Consider the following 21,951-nt stretch of genomic DNA (forward strand, 5'->3'; position numbering starts at 1 on the left):
GCCGGCTTTACGTTTTTGTGGTGAATTACAGAGAGGCAATTTCTTTTTCAAGTTGATATTTGCTATCTGTGACTATGCGCTCTAACACTTCAACGCGTCGCTTCAAATCACCAATTTGCTTGTTAAGGTTATCTTGTTCTTCTTGGCTCATCGTATTACGTTCAGATATCTCCAAAGCTCTTACTTCTTTACGATGATTCAAGATTAACTTAATTATCCCGCCCCCAAATATGGCACCGAACACAATAGCCACAACCAATACATCAGCAATAGATTCCATTCTTCATCTTCCTCTAGATAATGCTCAAATATAAGTTACTCATTTGTTATATGAATATCAAATAACGTATTGATTCACTGCAAAGTTTCATCAAAATTTGCCTGTTCTGTATCAAAATCACAAGAATGGATTACTCAACGCTAACCCAAACCGAGACAGATCCACCATTTACAGGGAACTCAGCCCACCCGTTCGCATCTGTCCAAATGTCTTCAGTTCGGATGCCCAACTTGTCGACATAGCGTGTACTTGGCTTACCCGTATACATCCACTTAGAGCCACCTGGTCCATCGCTCATGATCACTGCCATTGAATGTGGATGTTCTGCATCGCCCTCTCTAGTCCAGCCAATTACATCCCAATGGTCGAGATAAGAATGTTGTTTGCCATACGCATAGTCTTTACGCAGTGTTACGAGCTCTTCGATGTAAGGCACTTTGACCATATTGATGTCATGCCCTTTATCACTGTACTGCGCACCGTAGTAATCTGCATAAAACACGGATGGATAACCTTCTTCACGCAATAAGATAAACGCGTAAGCGAGCGGCTTAAACCACCAATCAACCGTCGACTCCAACGCCTGCAAAGGTTGAGTATCATGATTTTCTACTAAGGTTACCGCTTTGACTGGATTGTCCTTCATCAGCGTACCATCCATGATTTTACGCATATCGTAACTACCACCCGATTTAGACGCATTGTAGAAGTTCATATGTAGCGGTGCGTCGAACAGAGACATGCTGCCAGAAGTTTTGGTGATAAAGTTATGCAGCTGATTCACATCGTAGTTCCAGTACTCTCCGACCGTGAAGAGTTCTTTCCCTGTTTTCCAACGTAGGTGATCAATCCATTCTTGAAGATATTGGTATTTGATGTGCTTCACCGCATCCATTCTAAAGCCATCAACACCAGTCATGTTGATGTACCACTCACCCCAATCTTTCAGTTCTTGTTTAACTTCAGGATGATCCATGTCTAAGTCAGCATACATAAGGTAGTCGTAATTCCCCTTTTCAGAACTGACTTCCCAATCCCATGCCTTACCTTCACCTTTGAATTTAAAAATGGCTTTTTCTTTACCTGCATCGTCCCAGTCCACGCCATCAAAATGGTACCAAGTCCAATGGAAGTTAGAGTACTTGTCGTTGCGTCCAGGGAAATCAAACTCCACCCACGCTTCAATCCATTTATCACCAAGTTCAATGTTGCGGTTGTTCCAATCTACCCGCTTAGTATCAACCCAAGATTTCCCATCTGCACCACCACGGTGGTTAAACACCACGTCACCATAAACCTGGATATTGTTATTGTGAGCGGCATTGATAGCACTAAGGTACTGATCTTTCGTGCCGTATTTGGTGCGCACTGATCCTTTTTGATCAAACTCCCCCAAGTCGTACATATCATAAACGCCGTAGCCGACATCATTACTGCCACCCGCTCCTTTGTATGCAGGTGGTAGCCAGAGCGCTGTGAATCCGTTTTCTGCTAGCGTTGGAGCGTTATTTTCCACTTGAGTCCACAGTGTGCCATCGTTAGGCACATACCAATGGAAATACTGCATCATTGTGCCATTCTCAGCAGCCAATGCAGATGAACTTAGCAGCAAGGTTAAAGGTAAAATAGTGCGTTTTAATTTAAATGTTTTCATTATTTTTCTCTCACGTTAAGGACTAAAATCCTCCTTTCTGCTCATACACACCAAGCATTGCCAACGGTCACGCTAGCCAAGTTGCTGCCTGTGATACAAAAAGTTCGGATTACAATCGAAGAGAAATTAGCACCAATCACCCTATACAATTATTGAGTTATTTAACATTTATAAAATCAATGACTAGCGCATTGAAAATATTGAATGGTGATCAAAACATGGGAGGAATTTAGAGAAGCGTGAACGAGTATAGATTGATGGATTTAAAACGAAGAAAGCCAGTCATTTAAGACTGGCTTTCGAAATAGTGGAGGCGCCTCCCGGAGTCGAACCGAGGTCCACGGATTTGCAATCCGCTGCATAGCCACTCTGCCAAGGCGCCTTTCTGATTTTGTCTCTCTGTCACCAAAGATTTTGATGGTGCCCCGGGCCGGACTTGAACCGGCACAGCGCGAACGCCGAGGGATTTTAAATCCCTATTCTGTCACACGGCTACGGAAAATCAATAACTTACGTTGCAAAACCTGTACACAAAGTAATCAACTGTGACATTTTCATGCCCTCTGTGACATGCCCTGTGACATCCTCTGTGACATTTTTTCATGCCCTGTGACATCAACTGTGACATTTTGCTGTGACATTTTGCTGTGACATTCTTCCGACCATTGTGACATCACATGTGACATCATCAAAAGTTGGTGCCCCGACCCAGACTTGAACTGGGACGCCCTAAAGCGAGAGATTTTAAATCTCTTGTGTCTACCGATTCCACCATCGGGGCAACGACGCGCACTTTACGCTAAGCCATAAGTCACCACAAGGGATTTCTTGTGACATGGCGTTTGTTTGCTGCTTTTCTGTACATACCTCAATATGTTGCGCATTGTTTCATCAGGAGTTGTGTAACCTTTGCACACTCTCTTGTACTCCGTTTTGATGAGACGTAGCGGATACTTCTTAGCGAGTAAACGAAAAGACGCTCCATATAGGAGCGCCATGCGTACTGAGCGTCGTTGTTTGCCACATAGTAGGGCTGCGTATTGATGCACGCCTGCACAGGATGAGTCTATCTTCATTAGCTTGCTACCATTAGTTTAACTACGTTCTGTAGGTGATTTGGGTTTAAGTGAGCATAACGCTCGACCATCTTCAAAGAGCCATGCCCTAGCCATAACATCATTGAGTGAGGGTCTACGCCTCGTGACGCTAGACGACTCGCACATGTGTGACGCATGATGTGAGGCACAAAGTCTTCCTCATTAGTCATGTGTAAGGCTTGCTTCATGCACTTCCATTGCCAAGACAACTTAGCTTGCGTCATGCCCTCGAAAGGAGTAGCTAGAGCTTGCTGTTTACGTCTTGCCATGATGGTCGCTGCGTGTGGAAGCAACGGGACACGTCGAGTCTTACCGTTCTTAGCGATTGACTTGTGGACGATGAGAGCGTTATCCGTAAGGTCTACCCACTCCCAGCGCATCTTTAAGAGTTCACCACAGCGACAACCTGTAGCGATTGCCACAGTGATAAAGTCTCCATACTCAGGGACGCCCTTCTCAACAAAGAAGTCAACCATACGCTGCTCTAGGCTAGGCGATATGACGTACTCCCTGCTGTTCGTCTCCTTGAAGAACGGGATGTTTGGTAGATGTGTTATGACGTTAGCTTCTACACAGTGCGTCAAGATAACCCTCAAGGCTGTTAGCTTACGGTTTATCGTTGATGCGCAGTTGCCTCGTTCTTCCAAGTGCTGTATCCAGTTCTGGACGGCTACCTTGTCGATGTCCCTTGCGTCTGCTTCGTGTCCGAAGTAGTCAAGCGCAGCCATGCCGTTAGCTCGTGACTTCTTCCAGTCCTTTTGCCGTGTCTCACTCCATTGGTGCTGACATGCGGTCTGGTAGCCAACGTAGAGACTACCTAGTACAAGCATTGGGCGTTGCTCTTTGTCCTTCTTGAGCTGCGCAACGTTTATCCCTAGCTCCTCTAGGACGCAGTCAACGGCCTCTTGTCGTGTCTTACGTTGTCGTTGAACGCGCTTACCGTCTTTGTAGAAGTTAACTTGCCACGATGTACCACGCTGACGAAACGTTACACCGTAATGCTCTTGAATGTGTCTATACATAACGATTGTACCTCTCGTGAGTCATCAACTCCCACCCTTTGCCTCGGTTGAGTAGGCGGTACTGGTAGTTGACTTTGATAGATAGGAAGCCCGACTCTTTCATGCGTCGAGGTCGGACTGTTTGAAGTGCTTTTAGTGCTTTATTGTATACAGATGCGCTTACCTTACCCTTGTGTTTTATACTCATATGTGACTCCATTAACCCTAATAAAGGCGACCCTTTAGCCGCCCTTACTTACTTAGTGAAGACCTTGCGTAGCTCCTCGCGTACTGCTTCTCCTTTCTCTGTTAGTTCGAGGTACTTGGAGCGGAAGTCCTTCGGGTCTTGAACCCAACGACATAGGCCGTGACCCTCTTTACTAGGTGAATACTTATCGACCATCATACGGCAGTGACGGGATGCGGCTGCTTGTGAGATATGCAGTTCATCTTTGATATACGTCACTGAGACGCTTAACGGTGGCGTGTTACACACCTCAAGGAAGACCATCATTTGTACTGGGTGAACCTCTTGGTGTACCAACTCACGGAAAGCTTCTACTTGTCGTTTGAAAGTCTTACTCGCGCCTGTAGGTAGCGGTGAATGATTCATATTCATTTTCTCCGATGTATATGCCGTAGTCATTCCATATGACGGGCTTTTGGTTAAGGACTTCCAAGGCTTCCGCCTCGGTTGCTAATCGCCATAGGGTTTTATTAGGGTCAATCAAGTGACTCATGAACACTTCTGAGTCAGATGCGCAAGGTAGCACAAAGTCACTAACGAGTAAATTAATAGCTTCTGCTTGTTCTAAAGTTAACATCTAATCAATTGTCCTATAACTATAGGTGCAATCACCTCGTCTATCGGGACGGTCGATATTACTACCTGCGCGAGAACGATTGCACCACTTTTTTTTGTGTTTTGCCTGTGCTACTTACGTAAATCAGGGTTTACTTTATAAATATCAATACGTTATACCGTTAAGTATTCTGTGATTGCCTTACGGATGGATGCCTTATTAAGCGCTTGTTTTTCATCCAGATTGTTCTCTAAATAGTCAGCCACTGCGTCTAACTTGTGCGGCTCGACTTTTAGCTCGACCATCAGCTCAGCCACTTTGGCCTCATACTTTAGGTAAGCATCTTGTGTCATATCCCAAGGATACTCCTCAGTATCGACCTCTGGCTCTGCCTCTGGTTCTTCATCTTGGACAAGCTCAAGGATTGGTAAAGCATCCGGCTCATAGTCAATCACTGAGACAGGCATTAGACAGTTAGTTAACTCACCCTCTAGCTCTGCGTTGTACTCTGGTAATGGGATGTTCAGTAGGTTAAGCCACTTGTTAGCCGCTAGGTACTTGTTACGCTTAGCTGCTAGTGTCTTACCTTCGGATGAGACTAGGCGATTGACCCAGAACTCACGAACTAGACGCTCCTCCACTTCGTCTAGCGCTTTGATTGCCTCTGCGGCCTCCTCTGCGCTGTCAAAGTGCTCTAGCGCAATGCGGCTCACGATGCCGACCACGTTTAGCATGACGCCTTGAGTTGTCACATACTTCTCGCGGTGCTGCTCTGCGCCTAGGTCGTCAATCATGCCCCACCCTAGCGCGTCACTCCATGCGTCCCACATGATGAGAGCGTCCTGCTCCTGCTCCGAGAGAGGCGCTTGATTAGCTTTAAGACCAAGCATCTCACGAGTCGCATCCTTGATTGCCTTGATGCTGAATGAGTAGGTTGACGCGCCTGTGATTAGGTTCTTCTCAAAGTCCACACGGTCAACAAACACATCGCAAGTAGTCGCCAGCTTAACAGCCAGTTGAGACAATGGGTCTCGATGGTTATATACAGTCGCAATAGCTTTGTTAGGCTTCTTGACGTTGTCGTTGATGTCTGCGAATGCCTGTTGACGCTCCTTGAGTGTTAGGTTCGGGTAGAGTAAGACGCTGATTGTATCTCCTAGCTCCTCTAGGTTGCTTGCTGCTTCGATGATGCCTGTTGCGCGGTGTTGTCCGTCGAATAGGTGAATGACTGCATCCATGTCAATCTCTAGGATACCGATTCCATTCTGTAGCTCGTTAAAGCTTACCTTGTCGACTGTACCTGTTAGCGTTGGCAGTACGTAGAACTCCTCGCCACGCACTGCACTCTCGATGTAAGTCGCTATCTTCTTGGCTCTTGGTACTTCTACCTCACGTTGTGAGCGGTCTAGGACGTTACCAGTATCAAAGGCCATCATGCGCTTTAGGTAAGTCATAGGAATGCTTGTGATGAAGTAGTCACGGCCTGCTTGTACGCCTTTAGACGCAGGGAACTGTAGTTTCATGGTGTCTCTCTCTTAGTTAGCTTGTTGATATGCGTTGCGTGCTGTTGTGTATGCAAAGTCCCATAGGTTCTGTGCTGCTTTGCGGTTGCCTCGCTCGGCTGCAAGTAGAGCCACGCGAACGGCGGCACGTACTATCTTTGTATCTGCGTGATTAGCTGCTAGACGTTGTTTCATGGCTCTTATCCTTTGTAAGGTTGCAACCGTATTAGGGTCTCGATGTTGTCTTTGGTTATCTTGATGTTGCATAGGTCGCCTTGCTTGGCGCGGTAATACTTGTTCTCGCGGCACAGCTTCTCGTGTGTCGTTTCGAACGTCCTTGTGTTGGCTGCTGCATCCCATGAGAGCGCTAGGAACGCGATGAGCGCAGTAGCCTTGATGATGTTTAGAATCATGTTCTTTAACCTCCCGATTGATGAGAGCGTCCACACAAAGACGCTCACGATTACACCTCACAAGTGACTAGAAGTTGCGAAAGTAATGGCCGTTTGAGCTTGTCATATCCATGCAGATGTCACGGGCGTAGCGCTCCCAGTCGATGTAGTTCCATAGATGCTCTGGGATGTCTCCGCAATCCTCAGCTAAGCTTTGCGCGTAGTCCTCGTCAGACTCCCACTGACCACAGTATGCGTCCTCGATGTTCTCTAGCTCGATGTCACAATCAAGACCTGCTGCGATGACCTCTGCGTCTAGCCCTGAGTCCAGCGCCTTGACGTAGTCCTCCATGTCAAAGCCGTAAGTGTTTACGAAGTGGCTCACTAGGTCGCCTTCCCAATCTGAGTACAACCAGTCACGCTCTAGGATGCGCTCTGCTGTTGCTTCGTTTAGGTGTAGCTCTAGGAAGTCTTTAAGACCTTCACGCGCTACTTCCTCCGCATCTAGCCAGAACCAAGCGCCGTCTAGTCCGTAGAACGTGATACACACTTGCTCCACTCCCTCAGATGGAGCTAGTTTGTTGAGCGCTTCGCATACCTCAGAGTAAGTCATTACTGTTTCCTTCTCACATGTGACTACATAGGATGAATGGATAAGACGAGCTAGGCGTACCTCGTTACTACCGCCTGTTACTGGCATTACGCGCATACCTCTCAGTGTGACGTAAAGACCATCGCTTGCTGCTGTCAGTTCATAGCCTTCGCCTAGCTCTGCGTTTTGCTGTACCATGTACTCTACAAGCTCGGCTTTAAGTGCTTCATTAGCGGTTCTTAGTTCTTCGTTGTAAACCATGATGTTCTCCTTAAAGTAAGTTGATAATGTTTAATCTTGAGCTGGCACTGTGACCAGCCCAATGTTAAAGACTATCAGTCGGACTATCTGTCTCACGACGTGTCGTCCTTCGCTTGCGTACCACATTGTTAAAGAGCGGTGAGACTTTGTTTCATTGGTCGTGTCTCTCTCGACGGGATGAAGTGTCACCCAAAAGGGATTCGGTTGCAACTATAATTCGCATGTGACTATATATTTTTGTGATTTAGTTCACACAAAAGCCCTATTTCGCTCAATTTATGCACAAAAAAAGCGGCAGGGCTGAGAGTCTGAGACGATGAGAGCGTCACTCTAAGCCCGTCTTTAGTGTCTATAGTGGTGATTGTTATTAATAGATAGTCAACGCTTAAAGGCAGCTATAAGAGAACGCAGAGCACATCACATCGTCTAGCATTGTATTGCGTCTTATAGCAGAGCATTGTGTCTGTCATTGTGTGGGGCGTAGAGCTGAGCGTTGTGTCTGTCATTGTGTCTGTCATTGTGTCTAGCGCTGAGTGTGTGAGGCGTAGAGAGAAGGCATTGAGAGAGGCATTGTGTGCAGCTTAAAGGTGAAACTTAAAGAGGCAGGGTATCATACATGTAAAGGCTGAATGTTCAACTTAAAGCCATTTGTACAGCTTTCTTTAAAAAATCAGGGCAAAAGGTGTACACTGTGACATAAAGGGATATGGAATCCCCGTTGTGTGACACGAAATGAGGACTTTGCGTACCCCTATGGGGGAAATCTCAGAGCTTAATCTTTATATATGCCCTCTCAGATTTTCGCAGTGTTTTTCTCTGCCCTCTCCTAGCGCCTCAGTACAGCGTAGAGCGCATAGAAGGCATTGTGCTAGGGCATTGTGTGGATATACACCATGACGGCTCAGAGAGAGGCTTAGCGTAGGTCTTTAGGTTGAACCTAGAGTTTGTGTCTACTTCAATTTCAATAACTTGTCCATGTCTTGAAGCGTCTTTTTGATTGCGTCTGCGCGCTCAGCCTCAAGCTCTATCACGGTATCCCAAAAGTCAGTTCGACGAGCTTCCGCATAGAGACGCCTGTAGGTCGCGTAGCATTTCTCTAGCTCACGAAGCGTTCTCTTAGGGATGTGATGACGCACCTCTTTAATCTCCTCCTCGAAGGACTGCTGAATCCTACACTCCTTCCCTGCGTCATATAGAGCGTCTTTAAATGGTATGACCGCTTCATTATGTTCTTTGCGTCTATCTCTCCACAAAGAGAAGCGATGACCAAGGATGCCACCAACGCACATACTAAAGAAGCTACTGGTAGCCACGAGACTCCAAACGCTGCTCATTTCCATCTATCACTTCACCTTTAGCAACTTGTCCATATCTTCAAGCACCCTCTCTATGTCCGCCTTTCGAGTATCGTCTATCTCAATATCACCATACCAAGTGCTGCGCTTGGGTGCCTCAGCAAACAGGCGGTTGTACTCTGCGTATTTCTCCTTGAGCGAACGTAAGGTGCGACTTTTTATGTAATGTCTTGCTGTCTTAATCTCGCTATCTAGTGATACCGGCGAATTACTGTAGCCTTTAGCAGTGTCTATTTTGTCTTTGAGAATAATCACTACCTCGTTGTATTCTTTACGCTTGTCGCGCCACAGAGTGAGACGATGCCCTATTAGACCACCAACGAGCATACCTACAAAGCTGCTTGTAGTGACAAGCCCTACGACGCTGCTAGTTTCCATGCCTATTTAACCTTTAAGAGTTTGTCCATCTTTGTCAAAATGGCACGCACTTCGACTTTATCTTGCTCATCCATATAAGGCACTCCCCACCCATCCGTCTGTGTGGTTTCAGCCATCTTTTCTCTGTATTCGTTTAGTAATTCAACTAACTTCACGTAAACTCGTGGGCTGACATAATGTTCCACAGCATCAATAGACTCCCTAGTTAGAGACCCCCTGAGAGGTGAGCGTGAGGCTTGGGACACAAGGCTTTTAAGGGGACGTATAGCATCATTGTATTCTTTGCGCTTATCTCGTCCCAAAGTAAGGCGGTGCGTTATCACGCCACCTACTAGCATTCCTACAAAACTACTTGTAGCAACAATCTCTAACAAGCCATCCATCCATCGTCTCCTTATAGTAATGGCCTTAGAGTCTCATCTTTGTAAGTGATTGACAATAATAACAATCAACCGAACGCATATCGCTCAGTCGAACCTAGAGTCTAAGTCTTTAGATTGCTCCAAGTACAAAGAGCTGTCTTTAAGCAAAAAAAGGGAGACCCTACGATATACGCAGAGTCTCCCTAGAGTCAGCTAACAAGGAAACCATGAGTAGAACTCAGGGTAGTCCTAGAGATGGACACAATGTCACAGCACAAGGATGTCACAGAGTGTCTTATAGTTATCTTTAAGTTTCCCCCTTATGTTCTTATAGGCAGTCGTAATTACAGACTTTTAACATAAAAAAGAGAAAAGAAAGGGATTTCAGTAACTTAGGGCATTTACATCTAAGTAACACTTACGTCCCTTTTGGTTGTGACATTCCCTAGTTAAACCAGCTTCCAGTCTCACCGAAAGCCAGCCCAGAGACGCCCCATTCAGGCTCATCACGTTCACCAGAAGCCCACGCAATGAAGTCAGCAAGCTCCTTCTCAAGAGCCTCTGCCCTCACCTCTTGCTCGATGCGCTTAGCGTCTGCGTCCATCACAGAAGCCCAGTAAGCTACTGCCATAGCCAGAGCATCAAGACGGTCATCGTGCTTCAATGCGCCACGCTCTGCGGTGATACGTCCCATTTGATAGAACAACGAATAGAACACACGACCTTGAGTTGCCTCTAAGTCGCGCTCAATCACCTTAGCGTCTACCACTAGGCGATGTTGCATTAGGACAGGCTCAAGTGTGTCGATGATACGCTGCTCCTTCTGAGCTGTTTGACGTACCTCCTCAATGCTTACCGGATAGATGCGATTGAGCCAAGGCTTCAAGAGCTGAGTGAACATACCGTCACCGAAGTTACTCTCAACGAGAACCTTGTGAACTTGGTGCTTCTTAGCAGTCTCTGCAAGCGTCTTGAGGTTCTTCTCAGAGTAACCTTCAAGCAAGCCCTCAGACTCTGTTAGGAACACATAGCCGTTCAAGAAGTACGTCACGTTGTACGCCAGTTCGTCCTTACCACGACCAGACGGGTCAATCGTTAAGAGACGCCCTGTGAAAGGCATGAAGTTCTCAGAAGTCCATAGAGGACGGTAGTAATAGTCACCTGCTAGACCTAGAGCCTCAAGCTCCTTGCAACGCTTATCAGGGTCGTTACACCACTCGAATGAGCTAGGTGCTTTCTCCCTACCTACGTTGGTTACGATGAGGTCGTGGAGCTTCAATGGGTACTTCTCAGCGTCACTCAACGCAGTGTCGAGCATGAACTGTAGCGAGAAGCCTGCCTTGCCGTAAGAGACACGACGTTCCATCAAGTCTGCATCAGAGAAACGCTTAGGGTCAGTCGTATGACCGACTAGCTCAGGGTTCTCCTGTACGCGCTTCGTAATGAGAGGCGCTAAGCGAGACCGACCGTTAAACACATAGGCTGCTTCCTGCTCTGCATTAGGATACAACGCAGGCCAAATACGAACCTCGTAGCCACGCTCAGCTAGTGTGTTGTAGATAGACATCTCTGTTTGAGGTGTGCCTAGGTAGATGATACGTGATGTGTCTAATGGTTTGATGATTGCGTCGAACTCTTTAACTAGCTCAGACAGCTTGTCACGAGCGTCTTGAGTCGCAGAGTTGTTCAGTACCTCGATGTCGTCAGCGATGATGATGTCTGCGCGAGAACCTGTTAGCTGACCTGTGATACCTACTGACTTAACAGATGGTGAGTGGTCGTTCTTAGCAGGTGCAACGTCAAACACGTCCATACGGTCACGAGCAAGCCCTGTAGGCTTCAAGTGTTGTAGGATAGGCATATCGCCAAGTAGACGCTTGGTGAACTGAGAGAATGAGTCTGCGCGTTCCTTGGACGCAGAGACCACCATGATGCGGAGCTGAGGGTTACGTAAGAGTAGCCAACAAACAAACGCAGAGGTAATCCACGACTTACCACCACCACGATAAGCTTCGATGATGATACGCTTACCGCCGTGCTGTAGGTGGTACGCAATGTCGTACTGGATGTCGGTTGGAGGTGGAAGGTTTAGGAACTGCCAGACGGCGAATAGGAATAGACGAAAGTCTTCTTTGAGTTGTTGCACATAGTCAGTGCTCATTACGTTTATGGACATAGGTCTCCTTCTTGGTTGTTAGACATAGCGAAGCCCTCTCTAGTGAAAGAGCTTGGATATGGCTGAAAGAAAGCCCTCAGAGCGTTTCTGAGAGCTTTTAGAAGGGATTAGTGCGTTACTACTTCTGGTAGTGTTGAGAGATCTGGTAGCGTGTCTGCGAGCACTTGAGCAGGGTGTTCAGGGGCGAACGAGAGTAGATGCTTGTTGTCGTTCAGATAAGCCCGTGCTTCACGTAGCTCAGCCGGAGATGCGACGCCAGACTTGATGCGTTCAAAGAGTTCATTCGCAAGCATGACGTCGAGTTCAGCTACGATGTCTTTCTTTTCGCGTGTTACTTTTGCCATTTACTTACCTTTGTTGTTATTACGCCCACGGTTCTTCTTGCGGGACATGATGCGGAGGTTGGAGGGAGCGTTGTTGCGAGGGTTGCCGTCTTTGTGGTCTACGTCCTTGCCCTTGAGAGCTGCTTTCCCATGCTTCTTAATCATCAGACGACGCGCACGGTTGTTAGCCGCACGCTTCTTCTTGTTCTCAGGACGGGCGTTGTATTCCTTTTGACGGGCTGCACGCTTAGCTTTGTCTTCTGCCATTACTGCGTACACTCCACGAAGACTTGACACACGACGTTGGTCAATGCGTCAGACAGGTTGTCTACTGGAAGTGGTGTGTCTGTAAGCAGAGCAATAAGAGCGATTGCACCTGCCACGACGGCACTAATTAGAGTCTTTTTCATATGGGTTCTCCTCTAGTAGTAGAAACAGGTTGTTGGTTGCTTGGACGCGCTCAGCTTCACCTTCTGCATACTTAGCCTCGCCAGCTTCAAGCAGAGCTTGGCCTGCTGTAATAGCGATGTAGCCTTCTGCCATCTTTGCCTCGGCTTTGTGTACTTCGTTGAGAGCTAGGTGCGCGTTGATTTGAGCCTCTAAGGACTCGCACCCTGCCAGTGCTAAAGCTGACAGGATGATTGCTGTGAGTTTGATGTTCATGAGGGATGTCCTAGTTGTAGAACCAGACGCTGTAGCGGTCTTGTTTACGTAGGTCGATGTGTAGGAATGTTTTGGCGATACCGAATCCTTTGAAGCCAAGACTCTTAGCCAGAGCGATGAGTTCGATAAGCTCACCACCTGTGTACTTGATGTCGACCGCAATGCCTTGCACATGGCGACCTACAGTGTCTTTGTGGCGTTCTTCTGGATGGTTACGGCAACGATACGCAGAGCTAAGAACGATAGGTTTGCCCCATAGTTCCCGTAGTAAGTCAAGACGGTTCACGAGGTCTTGAGTGACCCCGTGTTTACCGCAACACTTACACGCAAGCTCATGCGCCTTGAAGTATTTACCTTCAATAGGCACAGTGTTACTCCTTATGTTGTGTTGTATTGGTTGAGTTACTTACCGCGTAGCCATTTGCTAATGATGTAGCTGATATGGACTAGCAGATAGATGATGGTTAGGACGGATACGATGTCAGGCAGTGGATACCCGAACACGGTTAGACCAGTCACGGCGACTGGCGGTGTGGCATGTTTGACAAGCTCTAAGGTTTGCTCCTCAATAGACACAGTGACCTCCTTACGGCTTGATGTAACGAACGCTTAGCGTCGCACCTTCAACCAAACCATTGGACTGTGACATGAAGTTAATCTTGTCGCCTTGGTTTAGCTTACCGACCCACGCTAGACGTGGATGCAAGGTAGTGTTATTACTGCCCTGAGCTTTAGAGCCGCGCTTTAGCACTTCTGTACCGTTAACTGTAAAGCGCACATATACAGACGTTCCAAGCACAGCCTCAAAGACCTCGATAGCGTAATAACCTGTGCGATTGACCACGTAACCTGCTGACATACTCTCGTATGTTAATAGGCCGAATGGGTCAAACATCGCTGCGTTCCATTTACGAACACGCCACGACACATAGCCAACGTTAATGCTACCTGCTGCAACGTCAGAGCCGTCCGAGGACATAGCTGTCTCACCTGCGTGACCTGCCACAGAAGCAGCGTTGTTCGCAGCGTTTAGCGCAGCCACAGCCTTATCGTAAGCAGTCTTAACGCCTGCCGCAGTGGCGTACTTAGACGTTGAGCTATCACTTACAGATGAAGTCGCACCCCAGTTGTTTACAGCGCTTAACCCTACATCAGCCTTGGTAGGCTTGTTGCCTGAGTCGTAGCTGTAACGCCATGACGACCATGCGTTGCTGTATAGAGCGCGTGTGTACACAGCTCCTGAGTTGTAGATGATGTACATCTGCACTACGCCACCTGCCGATGACATGACCAATAGAGAGCCTGCCGATGCTACAGGGTAGTTACGCGCAAGACTTGCTGAGGCGTTAGCTGTTTGACGGTAGAAGCCTGCATGAACTGTAGAGTTCAGCGTGTTCAAGTCCGTCGCGTTCAAGTCTTTAACCTTTGCTGGCACATGCTTGAGAATGTCGGAGATGTTATCTAAGACATGTGTATGACTATCATTAGCAACGGTAGCTGTCATAGATACATTCTTTGAGCCATCCATAGATACAGAGCCAGTCACGTCACCTGTCAATGTCAAGGTACGAGCAGTTGTCCATTTATCGCCAGTAGCAGCGTTGTTCACTGTGACAGCTAGAGAGACGTTCGCTGAGCCGTCCATACTCACTGAACCTGCTGCATCACCTGTTAGCGTCAAGGTACGAGCTGTCGCCCACTTACTTGCACTCACAGCGTTAGCCGTCTTACCTAAGTAGTAGCTGTCGCCCTGTGCCTTGGTAATCTTGCTTGCTGCTAGGTCGTAAGCTTGCTTCACAGCACCTGCCGCAGCGAACTTAACGGTACTCGCATCGTTCACCTCCGCAGTAAACGCATAGTTAGGAACGTTCGATAGCCCCACGTCACTCTTGGTCAGTGTCACAGCACCTTTGTGACCATTTACAGACGTAACACTCTCGGTGTTATCAATCTTGTAGTAGTCCTCAAGTGTCTCTGAGTACACCAACGTGTCACCTACGCCGTACTCAATGCCGCTCACAGTGCCGCCCTTGATGACCTTCCAGAAGCACGAACGCACTTGACCGTTCAAGTCTGTGTAAGGCTCAGGGTAGACGCCTGTTGATAGGTCAGCGTTACCTAGCTCAACTAGAGCACCTGTTAGTGTCGCAGCCGCAATCTCAGCACGGTCAGCCGCCTCACGAGCAGCCTCAGCGTTAGCTTGAGTCTGTGCGATAGCTGCATCAGATGCTTGAGCGTTGTCTTGAGCTGTCCCTGCGTGTTCTGCTGCCTTAACCTCAGACGCCTTAGCGTTTGTCTCAGCGAGGACACAACGGTCACGATAGCCTGCCGCAGAGGTCGCTAACTCCTCAGTCTTATCCGTATTGGATTGGACAGTATCTAAGTAAGTAGACGCCTCTTGAGCACTTGCAGCCGCATTAGCAGCTTGTTGAGTTGCGCCTTGGTGCTCAGACGCAGCGCCTTCCTTGTGAGACAGCGCTAGGTTTGCTTGCTCAGTTGCTAATTGAACTTGCTTGTCACCTTCTGTCTTCACACGGTTGAACTGCTTAGTACCTTCACTTGAGATGATGGTGTGTTGACGGCCACCCTCTTGGTTTACACGGTTGAACTGAGCGTTACCCTCAGTGGAGACGCGACTTGTCTGCGTACTGCCTTCCTTGAGGATTAGCGCCTTCTGCTCATCACTTAGGCTTTGAATCATACCTAGCTGTTGCTGACCCTCAGCCTCTACCTCAGCGTGGATGTCACGGCATAGCTCTGAGTAGTTCTTAGACGTCTCAGAGTAAGTCTTCGATGCACCTGCATATGAGTGAGAGTTAGCCGCAGATGAAGCCGCCTCGGCTGCTGAGCGAGCTGAGCGGTTAGCTTCTTGCGTTGCGTGAGCCTTTACCGCAGCGTTGTCTTTAATGGCCTCGTTGAACCACTTATCGACGTAGCGTTTGTTCGCAGCGTCCTTCTCATAGTAAGGGTCGCCTACGTTGGTTAGACGCTTGCCGGATAGGGACATAGAGCCGTCGTCTTCTGGCTTCAAAGAGTCAAGCGAGTTGTCGTATGCTTCCTGCATCGCAAAGAACACTTGGTTAGCCGAAGCATCAAGGTCAGCCTCGGTTAGCTCTGCTGCGTTCACAAAGTCAACTGCGCGTTCCTCTAGTGGAGTCTCACGACGGATGGTGATACGAGCATCTGCTTTAAGCGGCTCGTTGAGCTGAACTACGTGTGTAGACGGATAGAAGTAGTCAGTTAGGTACTCTAGTTCTACTGCATCACGTAACACACGGACAGTTTCAAGGTCGTTGTACTGGAAGGTCACAGCGAATTGGTGTTCGCCTACTTTCGCGTCATAGTGAACACGAGACAGATACTGAGTCTTCTCAGCAACGTTTGGTGTTGGTTTGTTATTGATAGTCAAGTTTGTTCTCCAGATACGAAAAAGACGACCCGAAGGTCGCCTTTGTGTTTGGTTTAAGTTGTAGAGTTAGTCTTGGATTAGGTTCTTCACCCACCGCGTGTAAACGGCATCAGGTGCGAACTTAGAGATGGTCTCGACGCTTGGCTCATCGAAGGCCGCAGGAATGTCCTTAGTCAGCATCGAACCTACTGGCGTAGACTCAAAGAGACCTCGGTTAGTTAGACCAGACGAACGCTGAACGACGCCTAGCGCTTCATCCATTTCGCTTTTCTCGATGAGGCCAAAGTAGTCAGCCGTACCGCCTACCACGTCAACCACATCACGAGTCCAACCTAGTGCAGGGTGATAACGCCACCATGTCGCCCAGTCTTCTTCTGGATTGAACTCAGGGTCTTCATCAGTACCGACGGATAGCAACTCTTTACGAGTCTCAATGCCTAGCACTGTGAACACACCCATCGTCAACCATGCGCCGCCCATCGTTGCGTAGCCGCCTAAGCCTTGCTTTTGAGCCTGCATTAGGTCAGCACCGAACTGCTTACCGATGGACGTCAAGCCGAAGTTACGGAACTGCATGAACACTTGAGCCAGTGGATGTCCTGTAGCGAAGAAGCCCTCGCCTAGGTAGGCTTTCTGAATCATACGGTTGCCTGCTGTCTGTAGAGCTTCCTTGTAACGAAGACGTAGAGCGCTAGGCCATTTGTCGAAGTTGACAGAGTAGACCTCACCAAATAGGTCATGCTTCACCTCTGTGGATGAACGCATAGCCTTCTTGAGTTCAAGGAGTGTCTTGTCGTCAATCCCTAGATACTCAAGGTCAATCAGGTTGCCTAGCTTCTTGCCTTCAAGGACATGGCCTACAAGGCGGTTATGGAAGACGTCGATAGCGCTTGCTCGTAAGTTACGGTCAATCTGCTCCATACCGTTCAAGCGTCCCCACAAGTCAGCGTAGTCACGCATCTTCGCAGAGAACGCACCAGCCCATTGCTCCTCAGCCATATCCATGTGACGGCTAAAGTAACGTGATGGTTGGTAGTGATGAGGCATAATGGCTTGGAGATCGTCCCCCATTTGAACAAGCTCACTCTTAGTCAGCTTATGGAGGCCACTGATAGCATTACGCACGAACGGCAAGTTGCGCACTGTGTCCACGCCCATCATGGAAGCGACACGTCCTTGCTCAAAGAGAGCCATGATTGGCGCAGCGCCCATCTTGGTGATGAACTGATAGGACATAAGACCACGTAGTGTATTCGTCCAGACTGTGTCTTTATGGATTGGTACACCTTTGAGCAACGCTACGTACTTCATTGCTCGCTCGTAGTCATCCGTAGCGCCAGACCGTGAGCCTGAGCCACGACGGATAGATTGAAGCATTTCCGCTAAGTCTTTCGGTGTGTAGATGCCTTGAGACGCTAAGCCCATCCATGAGGATGTGTCTCGTGCATACTTGGTTGCTACACGAGCTGCATCACGTTCAAACAATGAGCGTAGGTCAAAGTCACCTTCCTGTACGTCAAGGCGTAGCTTCATACGAGTCTTCAAGAAGTCCGGCTTGTTGTTCTTCGCAGCCTTATCACCTGCAAGACGGCCAATTGCATCCTGGTCTAATTCAGCGCTTAGTTCTTCTGGGGATAGGTCATTCAAGAAATGTCCATCCTTAACCAGAGCATCAAGAGCTGCGTCCTCGTCTGCATCAAAGCCTGCCACACGTTTAAGCTTCTTCCAGTAGCCACGAGCAGCCGCATTAAGCAGAGTCTCAGCGCCTTCCTCACCGTGAGCTTTCACTAGGTCGTTCCACTGAGCCTTCTTCATGCCCTTGTACAAAGCCTTCATAATGACTTCGTCTTGGCCTTCATGAGCTGCCTTGTGTACCGCATCAAAGTCAACCATGCGACGCATGTAGCCGTCATTTGAGGCAAGCTCAATGTTAGGGTTATAAGCACGAAGACGTTCAGCCGCATCAGCGTAGAACTTACGGAACGCATCACGTACACGAGTCGCTGCCTCAGAGCTTGGCATCTCGTAACCTTCGACAAGGTCAGAGATATGCTTCAAGACATCAGCCTCTTTGACAGACGGGTCTTTCTTCCTCAAATCCATCTTCAACTCAGAGAGGTCTTTAGGAGAGATGCTGCGGTCTAGCAGTTTCACCATGTCTTCTGCGTTGAACTCAGCCACAGAGGCGGCAGAGCGTCCACCATTTGAGCTGTCTTGAAGTAGACGACTCATGAGACTGCGGTAAGCTTCATTGTCTGAACGCATCGCACGACCGTAGTCAGACGCTAGGTTCAACGTTGAGCTTGCTAACTTGCTAGGCTTACGGAAACGACGCTTGCGTGCGTCTGCGACTCCCTCATTGACCTGCTTCAAGATAGCTGAGCGCTCCTTCGCTAAGGTACTGCGAGAACGTTCTGCACGTTGCCACATTGCTTGAGCTTGAGAGACTTTGGCTTGAAGCTTGGCTTGGTAGTCGTCATAGAGAGCTTTGCAAGCCCCCTCGCCTTCTAAACGTTCCAATGCGGAGCGCTTAGATAGAAGCTCAAAGGTCTCATCCATGCTCTTAGAGATAAGGTTGCGACGTTCAGCGTCTAGCGCTTTGAAGGACGTGTTGTCAGGCATACCCATGGAGCGCATTTCCATTACCTGCTCAGCTTCAAGCGCTTCCTTATGCTTCGTTAGCTTCTCCTTCAAGACGTCTAGGGCGATTGGTTGTCGTTTACCTTCAATCAATACATCCATCCCCGCCTCATCACCTTGACGAGACATACGAGCGACATCACGTTCCAATTGACGCAACTCAGAGCGAGACAGACGGTTATCACGTAGTTGACGTAACTCCTTCATCGAAAGGTTACGCTCAGGGACTGGTACATACTTAGGCGCAGCGTCTACATCCAATGAGCGTTGCACGATGTCCATCCCTGCGACGTCTTGAGCAACCTTAGCTGCCTCAGACGCCTTTGCGTTAATCGCTAGTTTGGCCTCAATGCCTGCTACACGCTTGTGCTGAGCGTCTAGCGCTTTGCCACGCTTAGAAGCTTTATAGGCCGTAAAGCCCTCACCTAGCGTAGCGAACGCGCCTGCTGCCAATGTGTCGAACGCAGCGTCGGACACTGAGTAAGACGAATCGACGGATTCACGCATAGCTGCGATTGAACCTGCCAGAGCCATGTTTGCAGCGACGTCCTTAGCCACCATTGCAGCTTTCATGCGGTTGGCCTGCTTAGCGAACTTCACCATCTCGGCTGCACTTCGCATCTTACCTACCGTGCCAGCTACAGGAACAAACGTTTCTGGCGATAAGATTGCGCCTAGTACAGACGCAGCGCCACCTGAGAGACCTTCACGAGACAGGCGTTCACGAGCCTCCTGCGTTGCCTTTTGACGGTCTAGCTTGTACTCAAAGTCTTCGTCTGAGTAAGCTGTTGCAACCTTGACGATTGCGTCCTTGTCGATGTCCCGTAACTCGTTATAGCGAGGGTTCTTAGTGACGTCATAGTTAGGGTCATAGATAGTCGCACGAGGTTGTGCGTTTTGAATGTCGAAAGGTTTAACCCACGACTCAGCCTGCATACCATCTTTAAGCTGAGCTAAGAAGCTGCGGTCTTCCACAGCCTCTTTAGGTTCAACGATAGGTGCGGCTGTGTTACCTGTGTAACGTGCCATTAGTTCTCCATTTGTGTACGAGCGAGTTTGACCCACGGGTTAGCTTCAAAGCGTTCACGCTCGGCTGCTTTCTTGGCTTGTGCCTTAGCTAACTCTGCGTCGATTTGCTGCTGTTCCGTTTGCCATTCACTGCTCTTGTGTTCATCTAGGTACTTAATCATGTCGACTTCACGAGGAGCGATTGAGTCAGGCGTAGAGATGAGCCAGATGCCTTTGTCATGAGGGTGAACCTCGATGTCGAGATCTTCTGAGTCGACGCCTAGACTCTCAGCGTACTTCTCTAGGACATCGTCAATAGCCACCGCAGGGTCAGCGCTATAGTGCTTCTGAGCGTACTCAGCGACATAGCCACCGTTAAAGACGTTATGGTCATCCAGTTCTAGGAAGTCCTGTCCACTCGTCTGAGCTAAGAGACGAGCTGCTTGGTCTGCTGAGGTTGACCCCATCATGATGTCTTTCACCAATTGAGGATTACCATCAAAGAACGCTTGAACCTCGCTCTTGCTTAGGTCTGTGTTGTCTTTAAAGGCTTTGAACACTTCGTCCATCTCCTTCTTAGAGGGAGTCGAAATGCCTGCCGCTTTACGTGCATCTAAACGCTGCTTGAATAAGGCGTACTCCTTGGTCAGATTAGGGTCGCCAATGCGGTCATTCGTAAAGGTGCGGTAAAGGCGGTACTCGTTGTAACGATGAGTATCCATGCGGTCTTTCGCCGTGGTCTCACCTACCGAGGCTGCAAGCTCAGCGACGTGTTGAGCGCCTTGGATGTAACGAGGGTTAGGTTGTCCATTTGAATCAAGAGGCTCAAAGTCCAGCCCACCGAAGAACATAGCGTCTGTACGAGGTGTCTTGACGTCACGGTTAACGCCTACGCCTTGCATGAAGTATTGCGTCTTGAACTTAGGGTCTACCGCAAACGTACCGTCAGGCTGCTGAACGAACTGCTTAGTTGCTAAGTCTTCATCCAATGCCTTTACATCCTCAGCCTTGAAGTCTGGGACGTCTTGAGACACTTTGCCGTACAGGTAGCTTTGCGTTAGGTTGGACTGGCGAGCTAACTTATCGCCCTGCTCACCGACTCGTTTAAGTAGTGAGCGTTCTTGCTCAATTGAGTAGAAGCCTTTAGGTGCATTCTTAATGTGCATCTCAACACGAGTCACGTCACCAGACTCAACGGCTGCCTCACCGTCTAGGACGTACATGCGAGCATTGCGTACTTGCTCCTCTTGCATGTTCTTGCGAAGTGTCGCTTCAATCTTAGGCTTGTACGCATCGAACTCTGCACGAGCCTCGCCTAAGTCAGCCTTGTCCATCGCATTGAACCACATAAGTAGCTCAGGGTAAGTCTGAGTGTCTGCCGATTGATTCAGAGCTTTGAGGTTTTCCATGAGAACCTTAGCGCTGTCTCCACGGTTCATTCCGAAGTCAGACGCACCGGATAAGAACTCGTTGATAGTCGTTACGCCTTCCTCTAGGCCACCCATTTGGAATGCAGACTCAACGGCAGGAATACCTTGATTGTTGTATTCAGATTGACGTGTCTTTAAGACCTGCTCACCGTGCTCAGCTTCCCACTTAGAGCCGTACTTGTTGAGGACGTTGTACTCGAACTCAGCGCGTTCATTAGGACGTTGCGAAGATGAGTTGATGATGTCTTGGTAGTCTTCTTGTTGACGCAGGAACGATAGGCGCTCTTGAGGTTTCATGCTTGCCATCTCTAAAGCGTACTTCCCGACCACGCCATCAAGACGAGTCTCAAGCTGCTTGTCGTGAAGCTTGCGTTGAGCTTGGTACTGCTTCTCTTGAGCAATGGCCTGTTCAGTCACTTCCTCAGCGTCTGCTTTGCGTTGACGTTGACCTTCCATCATTAAGCTTTGGTTTAAGTTATCAAACGCTTCGAATTGCTTGTTGCGGCGACGCATTTGTTGAAGCGTTGCGGTATTACCACGAGCTGTCGATTGGTATTGGTTAACAGGGACAGACGGGATAAGTACGTCACCGAAGTTAGGATTGAGTTGAATACGTTCACGCACG

22 protein-coding genes and 3 tRNA genes are annotated in these 21,951 nt (G+C 48.6%); all 25 read right to left on the reverse strand.

Annotated elements, in window-relative coordinates; genetic code table 11:
* Positions 1-25 precede the first annotated feature (25 nt).
* On the reverse strand, positions 26-280 hold the full coding sequence (locus NDJ01_RS23370) for a hypothetical protein (RefSeq protein WP_012842214.1): 255 nt from the start codon (positions 278-280) through the stop codon (positions 26-28).
* 130 nt (positions 281-410) lie between these two features.
* A complete protein-coding gene (amyS, locus tag NDJ01_RS23375) occupies positions 411-1,934 on the reverse strand; it encodes an alpha-amylase (RefSeq protein WP_258587451.1) in 1,524 nt (507 codons plus the stop codon).
* 308 nt (positions 1,935-2,242) lie between these two features.
* A tRNA-Cys gene (locus NDJ01_RS23380) sits at positions 2,243-2,316 on the reverse strand.
* A gap of 36 nt (positions 2,317-2,352) precedes the next feature.
* Positions 2,353-2,427 (reverse strand) — tRNA-OTHER (locus NDJ01_RS23385).
* 203 nt (positions 2,428-2,630) lie between these two features.
* Positions 2,631-2,715: transfer RNA gene (locus tag NDJ01_RS23390), tRNA-Leu, on the reverse strand.
* 294 nt (positions 2,716-3,009) lie between these two features.
* Positions 3,010-4,053, reverse strand: a complete 1,044-nt coding sequence (locus NDJ01_RS23395) for a site-specific integrase (RefSeq protein ID WP_054394813.1) — start codon at positions 4,051-4,053, stop codon at positions 3,010-3,012.
* Positions 4,046-4,240, reverse strand: a complete 195-nt coding sequence (locus NDJ01_RS23400; RefSeq protein WP_258587452.1) for a hypothetical protein — start codon at positions 4,238-4,240, stop codon at positions 4,046-4,048. Before NDJ01_RS23400 ends, NDJ01_RS23395 begins: the two co-directional genes overlap by 8 nt.
* Before the next feature lie 48 nt (positions 4,241-4,288).
* Positions 4,289-4,645: a MarR family winged helix-turn-helix transcriptional regulator gene (locus NDJ01_RS23405; protein ID WP_029854437.1), complete on the reverse strand. Its 357-nt coding sequence runs from the start codon at positions 4,643-4,645 to the stop codon at positions 4,289-4,291.
* A 363-nt stretch (positions 4,646-5,008) separates the two neighbouring features.
* A complete protein-coding gene (locus tag NDJ01_RS23410; RefSeq protein ID WP_258587453.1) occupies positions 5,009-6,358 on the reverse strand; it encodes a DGQHR domain-containing protein in 1,350 nt (449 codons plus the stop codon).
* A gap of 12 nt (positions 6,359-6,370) precedes the next feature.
* Positions 6,371-6,532 (reverse strand): hypothetical protein, encoded by a 162-nt coding sequence (locus tag NDJ01_RS23415; protein ID WP_154215839.1) that lies wholly within the window; start codon positions 6,530-6,532, stop codon positions 6,371-6,373.
* A gap of 5 nt (positions 6,533-6,537) precedes the next feature.
* On the reverse strand, positions 6,538-6,750 hold the full coding sequence (locus tag NDJ01_RS23420; protein WP_086047375.1) for a hypothetical protein: 213 nt from the start codon (positions 6,748-6,750) through the stop codon (positions 6,538-6,540).
* Between the two features lie 67 nt (positions 6,751-6,817).
* A complete protein-coding gene (locus tag NDJ01_RS23425; RefSeq protein WP_258587454.1) occupies positions 6,818-7,582 on the reverse strand; it encodes an antirestriction protein ArdA in 765 nt (254 codons plus the stop codon).
* 950 nt (positions 7,583-8,532) lie between these two features.
* The gene (locus NDJ01_RS23430; RefSeq protein WP_258587455.1) at positions 8,533-8,922 is read right to left on the reverse strand and encodes a hypothetical protein; all 390 of its coding nucleotides are present in this window, start codon (positions 8,920-8,922) and stop codon (positions 8,533-8,535) included.
* A 3-nt stretch (positions 8,923-8,925) separates the two neighbouring features.
* Complete coding sequence (locus NDJ01_RS23435) at positions 8,926-9,315, reverse strand: hypothetical protein (RefSeq protein WP_128413990.1); 390 nt, start codon at positions 9,313-9,315, stop codon at positions 8,926-8,928.
* 2 nt (positions 9,316-9,317) lie between these two features.
* On the reverse strand, positions 9,318-9,698 hold the full coding sequence (locus NDJ01_RS23440; RefSeq protein ID WP_258587456.1) for a hypothetical protein: 381 nt from the start codon (positions 9,696-9,698) through the stop codon (positions 9,318-9,320).
* A gap of 424 nt (positions 9,699-10,122) precedes the next feature.
* Complete coding sequence (gene terL, locus NDJ01_RS23445; protein ID WP_049877469.1) at positions 10,123-11,853, reverse strand: phage terminase large subunit; 1,731 nt, start codon at positions 11,851-11,853, stop codon at positions 10,123-10,125.
* 107 nt (positions 11,854-11,960) lie between these two features.
* Positions 11,961-12,197, reverse strand: coding sequence for a hypothetical protein (locus NDJ01_RS23450; protein WP_258587457.1), 237 nt, complete (start codon positions 12,195-12,197; stop codon positions 11,961-11,963).
* Positions 12,198-12,443, reverse strand: a complete 246-nt coding sequence (locus NDJ01_RS23455) for an HNH endonuclease (RefSeq protein WP_015727781.1) — start codon at positions 12,441-12,443, stop codon at positions 12,198-12,200.
* On the reverse strand, positions 12,443-12,586 hold the full coding sequence (locus NDJ01_RS23460; RefSeq protein WP_015727780.1) for a hypothetical protein: 144 nt from the start codon (positions 12,584-12,586) through the stop codon (positions 12,443-12,445). The genes NDJ01_RS23455 and NDJ01_RS23460 overlap by 1 nt, the downstream gene beginning before the upstream one ends.
* Positions 12,567-12,839 carry a hypothetical protein gene (locus tag NDJ01_RS23465; RefSeq protein ID WP_015727779.1) on the reverse strand — a complete coding sequence of 91 codons (273 nt, stop codon included), beginning with the start codon at positions 12,837-12,839 and terminating at the stop codon, positions 12,567-12,569. The genes NDJ01_RS23460 and NDJ01_RS23465 overlap by 20 nt, the downstream gene beginning before the upstream one ends.
* Before the next feature lie 10 nt (positions 12,840-12,849).
* Positions 12,850-13,206, reverse strand: a complete 357-nt coding sequence (locus NDJ01_RS23470; protein WP_029854288.1) for a D-Ala-D-Ala carboxypeptidase family metallohydrolase — start codon at positions 13,204-13,206, stop codon at positions 12,850-12,852.
* 35 nt (positions 13,207-13,241) lie between these two features.
* Complete coding sequence (locus NDJ01_RS23475) at positions 13,242-13,415, reverse strand: hypothetical protein (protein WP_158213561.1); 174 nt, start codon at positions 13,413-13,415, stop codon at positions 13,242-13,244.
* 10 nt (positions 13,416-13,425) lie between these two features.
* Positions 13,426-16,248, reverse strand: coding sequence for a phage tail fiber protein (locus tag NDJ01_RS23480; protein ID WP_258587458.1), 2,823 nt, complete (start codon positions 16,246-16,248; stop codon positions 13,426-13,428).
* Between the two features lie 66 nt (positions 16,249-16,314).
* The gene (locus tag NDJ01_RS23485) at positions 16,315-19,917 is read right to left on the reverse strand and encodes a hypothetical protein (protein ID WP_258587459.1); all 3,603 of its coding nucleotides are present in this window, start codon (positions 19,915-19,917) and stop codon (positions 16,315-16,317) included.
* Positions 19,917-21,950: a hypothetical protein gene (locus NDJ01_RS23490; protein ID WP_258587460.1), complete on the reverse strand. Its 2,034-nt coding sequence runs from the start codon at positions 21,948-21,950 to the stop codon at positions 19,917-19,919. The genes NDJ01_RS23485 and NDJ01_RS23490 overlap by 1 nt, the downstream gene beginning before the upstream one ends.
* Position 21,951: the final 1 nt, after the last annotated feature.

The organism is Vibrio sp. HS-50-1 (genome assembly GCF_024747315.1).
GTDB lineage: Bacteria > Pseudomonadota > Gammaproteobacteria > Enterobacterales > Vibrionaceae > Vibrio > Vibrio diabolicus.